Below are 10,593 nucleotides of genomic sequence, written 5' to 3'. Positions count from 1 at the left end.
CCCGGTGCGGCGGTTGTCTATACAACAACATACAACCCCTGTGAGTGGTCTCACAAGGGTGCCGCCGAGTCAGGGCGTGACGGGCACCTGACCGGCGATGCGCGAGGTCAGGCGCTCGGCGCCCCACCGCACCGCCTGCCCCACCACCTCCGGCTCGGGGTTGGACAGCGTCCGCCAGGTGGTGCTCAGGGCCGCCACCGGACGGCTGTTGTGATCGAAGACCGCCGCGCCCACCGATCGCAGGCCCGCCGTCACCAGCTCCACCTCCTCGGCCCAGCCGCGGGCACGCACCTCGTCCAGATCGCGCCGCAGCTCGGTCAGCGACCGCGGTCCGCGTCCGGTGCGGGTGAGGAAGTCGGAACGCTTGGCGTACAACGCCTTCACCTGCGCGTCCGGCAGCGAGGCGAGGATCGCGCGCCCGTTCGCGGTCAGGTGCGACGGCAGCCGGACCCCGATATCGGTGATCAGCGAGACCTCCGCCGCGGGACCCGAGCCGGGACGTTCCTTCAGGAGGTAGACCGTCTCGTTGCCGTGCAGAATGCCCAGATGCACCGCCTGCCCGAGCTGCCGGGCCAGCTGGTGCAGGATCGGCTGCGCCAGCCGTTCCAGCGGCTCGTGCCGCAGATAGGCCGAGCCGATCTCGAAGGACGTCACGCCCAGCCCGTAGGCCTGGTCACCCGGTACATAGACCACGAATCCGCGGTCCACCAGCACCGACAGGATGTGGTACACCGACGAGCGCGGCAGCCCCAGATCGCGGGCCAGCACCGCCGCCCGGACCGGTCCCGGGCCGTGCGCCAGCCGGACGAGGATGTCGAGCGCCCGGCCGACGGCCGGAGAGGTGGTCGAACCCGAGGATTGCGCCATTCCCCGGATTCTGCCAGCGAAGTCAGTCCGCGAGCTCGTGCGCGGTCGCGCGCAGCGTCCACGCCGGGCCGCGGTGGTGCAGGGTGGTGGCGCTCAACGGTGGAATGTCGATGCGCCAGAACGACTCCGGGGGAGCGTCGAGGGTGCGCAGGACCGCGGCCCGCACGATCGCGGGATGCGTCACCGCGACGATCCGGTCGCCGCGCCCGGCCAGGCCGTGCAGCCAGACGCCGACGCGATCGATCAACCCGGTGATCGATTCGCCGCCGTGCTCGTGGAAGCCCGGGTCGGTGAGCCAGCCCATCAGCTGCTCGGGCGCGAGATCGTCCATCGCCCGACCGGCCCAGTCGCCGTGGTCCAGGTCGCGCAGCTCGGGCTCCGGGGTCCCGGTGAATCCCAGTGCCCGGCAGGTCTGTTCGGCCCGCAGCTCGGGCGCGAACAGCACCATCGCGGGCTCCGGGCCGGGCAGCCCGCCCGCCTGCTCGACCGACCGCGACCCGAGCGGGTCGAGCGGTTCGTCGACCGGGAAGCGGGCGGACCGCACGGCCTCGGTGATCGCGTGCGTCACCAGGGTGAGACGGGTGACCGCGCTCATGCCGCCACGGCGGGCGCGGCCGGGGAGCGGTCGCCGAGCAGGCGTGGCGCCAGCCAGGCGAATCCGACCCCGATGACCGCCCACACCAGCAGCTGGGCGGCGAACGCGTACAGCCGGAAGTGGTACAGGTCGTCGGCGGGGAAGCCCGGGAACACGATCGTGCCCGACGCGTCCCGCAGCGGTTCCGGCGCTTCGTGGAACGACGGCAGCAGCGCCAGCAGCGCGCCCATCACGACGACGAAGCCGGCCGCGGCGGCGACCCCCGCGGTCCAGGTGTCCAGGCGCGCGGTCAGCCTGCGGCCGAACCAGATCGCCGCGACCAACGCGATCGCGCTGATCGCGATCAGGCCCAGGTACAGGGCCGTGCGCTCCTCGATCGTGTCCGGGTTCCCGACGGACGGCGGGTTGGCCGGGTACTTCAGGAACGGCACCGCGTACAGCGCCAGGAACATGCCGCCCGACACCAGCAGCGCCAGATTGCGCGGCGAGATCTTGCCCGCCTTGCGCAGCGCCAGGAAGTACACGACCGCGAACAGCGCGCCCAGCGCGGCGCCGAACACGATCATCCCGAAGCCCAGTCCGACATTCTGCTGCTGCGCGCGGGTGAACAGCTCGGCCCCGTGGTCCATGTCCATGGGCTTCCCGGCGGCCTTGTCCAGCGCCATCTGCGCGTGGTCGCGGCCCTCTTCGAAGTCGATGGCGCGATCGATGATCGGCTCGGACAGGATCCGGGCGAACACGAACGCCAGCGATCCGCCGAGGGCTCCCAGCAGGACCCCTCGGCCGATGATTCGCTTTTCCATTGTGGTTACTCGATTCCCGGTGCTAGTGGCAGGGGAACCCGAGGAAATGCCGGCCGTCGTGCACGAACTCGTGCACGTGCATGTCGCTGCCGAACACCGACACCGCACCCTGATCGATACCGATGAAGTAGATCGCCAGCAGCGCCATCAGGGTGGTGCCGACCAGCCACAGCGCGGTGGTGGGGATGGAGAGCGCGCCGCTGCCGACACCGGAGCGAGGAGCGAAAGAGGTAGCCACGAAGGACTCCTTTGAGTCAGGGGGATTCCGCGTCCCCGTTGCCGATCGAACCGACGATGTGAGGGTCTGACTCGCATCCGTCTCGCGGGGAGACCGGGCTGCTCACAGTGGCGCGACCGTTCCGGCATTGCACCGGATTCCTCATGACATCGTCGATCAACCATACGAAAGCGCATCGCCGCTGGTCAATCCGCCTGCCCGGGTCGACCACCTGATGGGACGCCGCCGCGCGTGCGGGGATCGCGCTGGCGCTGGGCTATATTCGCCAACGCAACTGGTTCGCCGGAGGTGGAGTCGAGGAGCCCCTGACCCATTCGACGGCGTCGAAGCCCGCTGCCCGCGCTCGCGCGCCGGCCGGGTGAGAGGGAACCCGGTGGGAATCCGGGACTGTCCCGCAGCGGTGAATGGGAACGAACGCCGTCAGAAGCACTGGGCGCATGCCTGGGAAGCGACGGCCGGTAGGTCCGGCCTCGGCCTCGTGCCGGGGCCGACCCGATTGTCGGGTCGATGCCCATGAGTCCGAAGACCTGCCCGTCGTGCCGGATACGCCGTATCCGGCGGTCGTCGCCTCGTGGATTGGGCGTTACGCCGATCGGATCCGGGCACGGAAACATGCCGCATGGGCTCCGTCAGCGTACGCTCGTTTGGGCGGCGGTCATCGACTGCTGACCATGGAGTTCATCAATGCTGAACCCTGACAACACCTTCACCGCCACGGTGCTGGGCCTGCCGCGCATCGGCCCGAACCGGGAACTGAAACGCGCGATCGAGGCGTACTGGGCGGGGCGCATCGACGCCGCCGCGCTGCACGGTCTCGCGGGCGGACTGCGCGCCGCGCAACTCCTCGCGGTGCACGCCGCCGGACTCGATTCGGTTCCGGTGGGCACCTTCTCCTACTACGACCAGATGCTCGACACCGCGGTGCTACTGGGTGCGCTGCCCGAACGGGTGCACGGCGTCGCCGACGAGCTGGACCGCTACTTCGCGGCCGCGCGCGGCACCGCCGACATCGCGCCGCTCGAGATGACCAAGTGGTTCGACACCAACTACCACTATCTGGTGCCGGAGCTCTCGGCCTCGACGAGGTTCACCCTGCACCCGGACAAACCGCTCGCGGAACTGGAAGAGGCACTGGCGCTGGGCATTCCGGCCCGGCCGGTCATCATCGGACCGGTCACCTTCCTGAAATTGGCCAAGTCGGTGGACGGCAGCGCGCTGCTCGATCGGCTGCCCGATCTGCTGCCGCTGTACGAGCGGCTGCTGGGCCTGCTGGCGGCCGCGGGGGCGCGCTGGGTGCAGCTCGACGAGCCGGTGCTGGTCACCGATCTGACGGATACCGAACTGGCGCTGGCACGTTCGGCCTATCAGCGGCTGGCCGCGGTCTCCGCGCGGCCCGACCTGCTGGTGGCCTCGTACTTCGGACGATTGGGTGCGGCGCTGCCCGCGCTGGCGGACACCGGGATCGAGGGCCTCGCCATCGACCTGGTGTCGGGCGGTGACGCGGATATCGCCGCGGCGCAGCGTCTTTCCGGGACCCTGCTGGTCGCGGGCGTCGTCGACGGCTACAACGTGTGGCGCACCGATCCCGATCGGGCGCTGACCGGGCTGGCCGCGCTCGCCGCAGCCGGTGCGCCGGTGGCGGTGTCGAGTTCCTGCTCGCTGCTGCACGTTCCGTACAGCCTCGCCGCCGAGCCTGACCTGGAGCCGCGCCTGCGGTCCTGGCTGGCATTCGGGACCGAGAAGATCGCCGAGATCCGGCTGCTGGCCACCGTCCTGCATGAGGGGCAGGACGCGGCCGCCGAGCAGCTGGAGATCGCGCGAACGGCCGTGCTGGACCGGCGATCCGACGCGCGACTGCACGACACGGCGGTCCGCGACCGGCTGGCCGCACTGGACGCGACGGCCGCGCACCGGGCGCCCGCGGCGGAGCGACGGCGGTCACAGCGGGAGCGGCTGGACCTGCCGCCGCTGCCGACCACGACCATCGGTTCCTACCCGCAGACCGGCCGCATCCGGGTGGCACGCGCCGCCCTGCGCCGCGGCGAGATCGACCGGGCCGAGTACGACACCCGCATGCGCGCCGAGATCGCCGAGGTCATCGCGCTGCAGGAGGAGATCGGCCTGGACGTGCTGGTGCACGGCGAGCCCGAGCGCAATGACATGGTGCAGTACTTCGCCGAGCAACTGGACGGCTTCGCGGCCACCGCGCACGGGTGGGTGCAGTCCTACGGCACCCGGTGCGTGCGCCCGCCGATCCTGTTCGGCGACGTGACCCGACCGGCGGCCATGACCGTCGACTGGATCTCCTACGCGCAGTCGCTGACCGGCAAACCGGTCAAGGGCATGCTCACCGGGCCGGTCACCATCCTGGCCTGGTCCTACGTCCGCGACGACCAGCCGCTCGCCGACACCGCGCGCCAGCTCGCCCTGGCGATCCGGGACGAGACCGTGGACCTGGAGGCCGCCGGGACCGCCATCATCCAGGTGGACGAACCGGCCTTGCGGGAGCTGCTGCCCCTGCGCCGCGCCGACCAGCCCGAATACCTGGAATGGGCGGTGGTGGCGTTCCGGCTGGCGACCTCCGGGGTCGCCGACAGCACCCAGATCCACACCCACCTCTGCTATTCGGAGTTCGGTGAGATCATCGGCGCGATAGCGGGATTGGACGCCGACGTCACCTCGATCGAGGCGGCGCGCTCGCACATGGAGGTGCTCGACGACCTCAACGCGGCGGGCTTCGACCTGGGCGTGGGACCGGGCGTGTACGACATCCACTCGCCGCGGGTGCCCGGCGTCCGGGAGATCGAGGCGGCGCTGGCCCGGGCACTGAAAGCGGTTCCGGCCGAACGGCTCTGGGTCAACCCGGACTGCGGGCTCAAGACGCGCGGCACCGCCGAGGTGACGGAGTCGCTGCGCAATCTCGTGGCCGCGGCGCACGCACTGCGGTAGTCGAAGGCCGGGGCGTGCCGCATGCGCTGCGAACGAACGCGGTGCGCCCCGGCCGTCCGGTCAGGTGATCGGCGCGTACGGGATGGTCCGGGAACTGTTGTCGTCCACCCGGATCGGCCGGCCCAACTGCGGGAACGCGCGCTGCGCGCAGTCGGTCCGCTCGCAGACCTTGCAGCCCGCGCCGATCGGCACCGCCGTGCGCGGGTCGTCGACGGGCAGGCCGTGCGAGTACACCAGCTTGTCCGCGTAGGTCAGGTCGCAGCCCAGCCCGATGGCGAAATCCCGGGTGGGGGACAGGTATCCGGGCGTCTTCTCGTCGGTGGTGCGCGCCAGCCACAGATAGTTGCGGCCGTCGGGCATGCGGGCGATCTGGGTGCGGATGCTGCCCGGCGTGGAGAAGGCGTCGTGCACCACCCACAGCGGGCAGCTGCCGCCCACCCGGGAGAAGTGGAAGGCGGTGGCGGACTGGCGTTTCGAGATGTTTCCGGCGCGATCGGTGCGGACGAAGAAGAACGGCACCCCGCGCTTGCCGGGCCGCTGCAGGGTCGACAGGCGGTGGCAGACGGTCTCGAAGCCGACCTCGAAGGTGGCGGCGAGCAGTTCGATGTCGTAGCGCAGGGATTCGGCCGCGTCCCAGAAGCGGGTGTAGGGCAGGATCAAGGCTCCGGCGAAGTAGTTGGCGAGCCCGGTGCGCAGCAGGCCGCGCGAGTTCTCGGGCATGGTGTCGGTCGCGTCGATCAGGTCGGCGATCACCTCGGCCTGGGTGAGAAAGGCCAGCTGCGTGGCCAATTGGAAGGCGCGCTGACCGGCGGTGAGCCGCCGCGCCAGGGTCAGCACGCGGCTGTCGGGGTCGAAGACCCGTTTGGGGCCCGGATCGCTGGGATCGTCGGTGCGGATGAGCACCGCGATGCCGTGCTGCTCGCGCAGCAGCCGGGTCAGCTGGAGGTCGAGTCCGCCCAGGCTCAGGCCATTGCGGTCGAACAGCTGCTCGGCCGCGGTGTCGAGCTCGGGGATGTGGTTGCGCCGATCGTAGAAGTAGTCGCGGACGTCCTCGTAGGGCATGGCCGCGGCGGATTCGCCCGCGTCGCCGTCGATTCCGGCGGAGACGCGTTCCATCTGCTCGGTGGCGCCGCGCAGGCGGCGGTGCAGGCCGACCAGAACCCGCGCGGCCGCCGGCACCCGGGCCACCAGGTCGTCGATCTCGGCGGTGGTGATGTCGGCGCCCTCGGGATCCTCGGCGAACACGTCCTGCAGGTCGGCGATCAGCCGGGCGTCGGTGTCGGCGGCGAAGAAGCCCATGTCCAGGTCGAAGCGGGCGTTCAGGCGCAGCAGCACCGGGACCGTCAGCGGGCGCTGGTCGTGCTCGAGCTGATTGATGTAGCTCACCGAGAGCTCGAGCGTCTTGGCCAGCGCGGACTGCGACAGGCCCCGGCGCTCCCGCAAGGCGCGCAGGCGCGCGCCCGCGTACATCTTCTGCATGCGCTCAATCTAGCAATCCGAGCTTTCACAACTTTCACCGATTCAGGGTTCCTGTTCCGCAAAAATAGGCTTTTGCAAGGGATTTCCCGGCCCGTAGCCGCTGTGTACCGTGCGAAATATGAAGAACCATCCCGTCCGCACCCACCGCTCCGCGGAGCATTTCCCCCGCGCGGGACACCTCGCCTGGCGGATCGCCGAGGTCGCCGCCGATCCGGTGGAGGTCATCCCCGACGTCGAACGGATGATCGTCAATCGGCTCATCGACAACGCGGCGGTCGCGGCGGCATCCCTCACCCGGCGACCCGTCGCCAATGCTCGCGCCCAGGCCCTGGCCCATCCGTACACACCGGGCGCGACCGTCTTCGGCGCGCCCGGTTCCTACTCGCCGGAATGGGCGGCCTGGGCCAATGGAGTCGCGGTGCGCGAGCTGGACTTCCACGACACCTTCCTGGCCGCGGAGTACTCGCACCCGGGCGACAACATCCCGCCGATCCTCGCCGTCGCCCAGCACACCGGCCGCGGCGGCCGCGACCTGATCCGCGGTCTGGCAACGGGTTACGAGATCCAGGTGGACCTGGTCCGCGCGATCTGCCTGCACGAGCACAAGATCGACCACGTCGCACACCTGGGCCCGTCTGCCGCCGCCGGGATCGGCACGCTGCTCGGCCTCGATGCCGAGATCATCTACCAGGCCGTCGGCCAGGCCCTGCACACCACGACCGCCACCCGGCAGTCCCGCAAGGGCGAGATCTCCAGCTGGAAGGCCTACGCCCCCGCCTTCGCCGGGAAGATGGCCGTGGAAGCGGTGGATCGCGCGATGCGCGGCGAGGGCGCGCCGGCGCCGATCTGGGAGGGCGAGGACGGCGTGATCGCCTGGCTGCTGGGCGGTCCGGACGCGGAGTACTCGGTGCCGCTGCCCGGACCCGGCGAACCCAAGCGCGGCATCCTCGACACCTACACCAAGGAGCACTCGGCCGAGTACCAGAGCCAGGCCCCCATCGACCTGGCCTGCCGGATGCGCGAGCGGATCGGCGACCTGGACCGGATCGCCACGATCGTGCTGCACACCAGCCACCACACCCACTACGTGATCGGCACCGGGTCGGGCGATCCGCAGAAGTTCGATCCCGGGGCTTCTCGCGAAACCCTCGACCACTCGATCATGTACATCTTCGCGGTCGCCCTCCAGGACGGCGCCTGGCATCACGAGCGCTCGTACGCGCCCGAGCGCGCGCAACGCCCGGACACCATCGCGCTGTGGAACAAGATCTCCACCGCCGAGGATCCGGAGTGGACGCGGCGCTACCACTCCACCGACCCGAGCGAGAAGGCATTCGGGGCGCGTGCCGAGATCACCTTGAAGAGCGGCGAAGTCATCGTGGACGAACTGGCGGTCGCCGACGCGCATCCCCTGGGCGCGCGGCCCTTCGACCGCGACCAGTACATCGCGAAATTCCGCACCCTCGCCGAGGGCGTCGTGGAACCCGCCGAGCAGGACCGCTTCCTCGAGGTGGTCCAGCGGGCGGGCGAGCTGTCCGCCGGTGAGCTGCCGGAACTCACCTTCACCGTCTCGCCGGACGTGCTGGCCCGCGCGCCCCGCTCGCCGCGGGGTCTGTTCCGATGACCGGCCTGATCGCCGCGGCCGCCTCGGCCGCCGACAAGCGCGCCGCGTTCCGGGCGGGCCTGACATCGGGCACGATCCAGCGGTTCCCCGGGGCGTTCAATCCCTTGGTGGCCAAGCTGATCCAGGAGATCGGCTTCGAAGGGGTCTACGTCTCGGGCGCGGTGCTGTCCGCCGATCTGGGCCTGCCCGATATCGGGCTGACCACCCTGACCGAGGTGTCCGGGCGCGGGCAGCAGATCGCTCGGGTCACCGACCTGCCCGTCCTCATCGACGCCGACACCGGATTCGGTGAGCCGATGAGCGCCGCCCGCACCGTCACCGTCATGGAGGACGCCGGAATCGCCGGGCTGCACCTCGAGGACCAGGTCAATCCGAAGCGCTGCGGCCACCTCGACGGCAAGGCGGTGGTCCCGGTCGAGGAGATGGTGCGCCGCCTGCGCGCGGCCGTATCCGCCCGGCGGGACCCGAATTTCGTGATCTGCGCGCGCACCGACGCGGCCGGGATCGAGGGCCTCGACGCCGCCGTCGACCGGGCCCGGGCCTACACCGAGGCCGGCGCGGACCTGATCTTCACCGAGGCGCTGCACACCCCGGCCGACTTCGAGAAGTTCCGGGCCGCCGTCTCGATTCCCTTGCTGGCCAATATGACCGAGTTCGGCAAGTCCGAACTGATCGCGGCGTCCACGCTGGAATCGATCGGCTACAACGCCGTCATCTACCCGGTGACCACGCTGCGGCTGGCCATGTTCGCCGCCGAGACCGGGCTGCGGGAGATCGCCGCCACCGGCACCCAGTCCGGGCTGCTGGATCGCATGCAGCACCGCGGCCGCCTCTACGAGCTCCTCGACTACGAGCGCTACAACGAATTCGATTCCGACATCTTCAATTTCACCTTGGGAAGGAACCAGTGATGACGGAGACCGCGATACGCGCCGTCCACAAGGGGCTCACCGGCGTCGTCGTCGACACCACCGCGATCTCCAAGGTGGTGCCGGAAACCAACTCGCTGACCTACCGCGGCTACGCGGTCCAGGACCTGGCGGCCCACTGCGGTTTCGAACAGGTCGCCTACCTGCTGTGGTACGGCGAACTGCCCACCGACGCCCAGCTGGAGCGGTTCCTGCAACAGGAGCGCGCGGCCCGCCGGGCGGACCGGTCGCTGCTGGCGCTGGTGCACAAACTGCCCGAGAACTGCCACCCGATGGACGTGGTGCGCACCGCGATCAGCTACCTCGGCGCGGAGGATCCGGCCGAGGACGACAACTCGCCGAAGGCCAACCGCGCCAAGGCATTACGCATGATGGCGGTGCTGCCCACCATCATCGCCGCCGACCACCGCCGCCGGCACGGCCTGGATCCCATCGCGCCGCACTCGCACCTGGGCTTCGCCGAGAACTTCCTGACCATGTGCTTCGGCGCGGCGCCCGCGCCGAAACTGGTGCGGGCCTTCGAGATATCGCTGATCCTCTACGCCGAGCACAGCTTCAACGCCTCCACCTTCGCCGCCCGCGTGGTCACCTCCACCCGCTCCGACATCTACAGCGCGGTCACCGCCGCCATCGGCGCGCTCAAGGGCCCGCTGCACGGCGGCGCGAACGAGGCCGTCATGCACGACATGCTCGAGATCGGCGATCCCGCCCGAGCCGAGACCTGGCTCCGGAACAAGCTGGCGGGCAAGGAGAAGGTCATGGGCTTCGGCCACCGCGTCTACAAGAACGGTGACTCCCGGGTGCCGACCATGCGGGCCGCGCTGCTGGACATCGCCGCCGCCACCGGCGGGGACACCTGGATCCGCGTGTACGACGCCCTCGAACACGCCATGGCCGAGGCCACCGGCATCCGGCCCAACCTCGATTTCCCCACCGGCCCCGCCTACTACCTGCTGGGCTTCGACATCGAGGCGTTCACCCCGATCTTCGTGATGAGCCGCGTCACCGGCTGGGCCGCCCACATCATCGAGCAGAGCGAATCCAACGCCCTGATCCGGCCGCTGAGCGAATACGTCGGCGTCCCGCCACGATCGGTCGTGGCGGGCTGA

At 70.2% G+C, this 10,593-nt stretch carries 9 protein-coding genes and 2 riboswitches; of the genes, 4 read left to right on the top strand and 5 right to left on the bottom strand.

The window, feature by feature from the left end; all coding sequences use genetic code 11:
- Positions 1-69: 69 nt before the first annotated feature.
- From ACWEOI_RS25160 to ACWEOI_RS25145, 4 genes are read right to left on the bottom strand one after another with little or no spacing between them, the layout of a single operon-like run.
- On the bottom strand, positions 70-867 hold the full coding sequence (locus tag ACWEOI_RS25160) for an IclR family transcriptional regulator (protein ID WP_379279602.1): 798 nt from the start codon (positions 865-867) through the stop codon (positions 70-72).
- A gap of 22 nt (positions 868-889) precedes the next feature.
- On the bottom strand, positions 890-1,462 hold the full coding sequence (locus ACWEOI_RS25155) for a histidine phosphatase family protein (protein WP_452361201.1): 573 nt from the start codon (positions 1,460-1,462) through the stop codon (positions 890-892).
- Positions 1,459-2,265: a CbtA family protein gene (locus ACWEOI_RS25150; protein WP_452361200.1), complete on the bottom strand. Its 807-nt coding sequence runs from the start codon at positions 2,263-2,265 to the stop codon at positions 1,459-1,461. Before ACWEOI_RS25150 ends, ACWEOI_RS25155 begins: the two co-directional genes overlap by 4 nt.
- Before the next feature lie 22 nt (positions 2,266-2,287).
- On the bottom strand, positions 2,288-2,503 hold the full coding sequence (locus ACWEOI_RS25145; protein WP_433671544.1) for a CbtB domain-containing protein: 216 nt from the start codon (positions 2,501-2,503) through the stop codon (positions 2,288-2,290).
- A gap of 40 nt (positions 2,504-2,543) precedes the next feature.
- Positions 2,544-2,670, bottom strand: a riboswitch (cobalamin riboswitch).
- Positions 2,671-2,866: 196 nt separating this feature from the next.
- A riboswitch (cobalamin riboswitch) is annotated at positions 2,867-3,032 on the top strand.
- Positions 3,033-3,187: 155 nt separating this feature from the next.
- Between ACWEOI_RS25145 and metE the strand changes: the two genes are divergently transcribed.
- Positions 3,188-5,452, top strand: coding sequence for a 5-methyltetrahydropteroyltriglutamate--homocysteine S-methyltransferase (gene metE, locus ACWEOI_RS25140; protein WP_452361199.1), 2,265 nt, complete (start codon positions 3,188-3,190; stop codon positions 5,450-5,452).
- 60 nt (positions 5,453-5,512) lie between these two features.
- Here the strand turns inward: metE and ACWEOI_RS25135 are convergent, their stop codons facing one another.
- A complete protein-coding gene (locus tag ACWEOI_RS25135; RefSeq protein ID WP_433671547.1) occupies positions 5,513-6,931 on the bottom strand; it encodes a short-chain fatty acyl-CoA regulator family protein in 1,419 nt (472 codons plus the stop codon).
- A gap of 118 nt (positions 6,932-7,049) precedes the next feature.
- Between ACWEOI_RS25135 and prpD the strand changes: the two genes are divergently transcribed.
- From prpD to ACWEOI_RS25120, 3 genes are read left to right on the top strand one after another with little or no spacing between them, the layout of a single operon-like run.
- Positions 7,050-8,555, top strand: a complete 1,506-nt coding sequence (gene prpD, locus ACWEOI_RS25130; RefSeq protein WP_452361198.1) for a 2-methylcitrate dehydratase PrpD — start codon at positions 7,050-7,052, stop codon at positions 8,553-8,555.
- Positions 8,552-9,466, top strand: coding sequence for a methylisocitrate lyase (prpB, locus tag ACWEOI_RS25125; protein ID WP_452361197.1), 915 nt, complete (start codon positions 8,552-8,554; stop codon positions 9,464-9,466). Before prpD ends, prpB begins: the two co-directional genes overlap by 4 nt.
- Positions 9,466-10,593 (top strand): bifunctional 2-methylcitrate synthase/citrate synthase, encoded by a 1,128-nt coding sequence (locus ACWEOI_RS25120; RefSeq protein WP_452361196.1) that lies wholly within the window; start codon positions 9,466-9,468, stop codon positions 10,591-10,593. The genes prpB and ACWEOI_RS25120 overlap by 1 nt, the downstream gene beginning before the upstream one ends.

The sequence above is a fragment of the Nocardia sp. NPDC004340 genome (assembly GCF_053602575.1).
The sequence above is the reverse complement of the archived record's forward strand: the minus strand, read 5'-3'. Positions and strand labels throughout refer to the sequence as shown.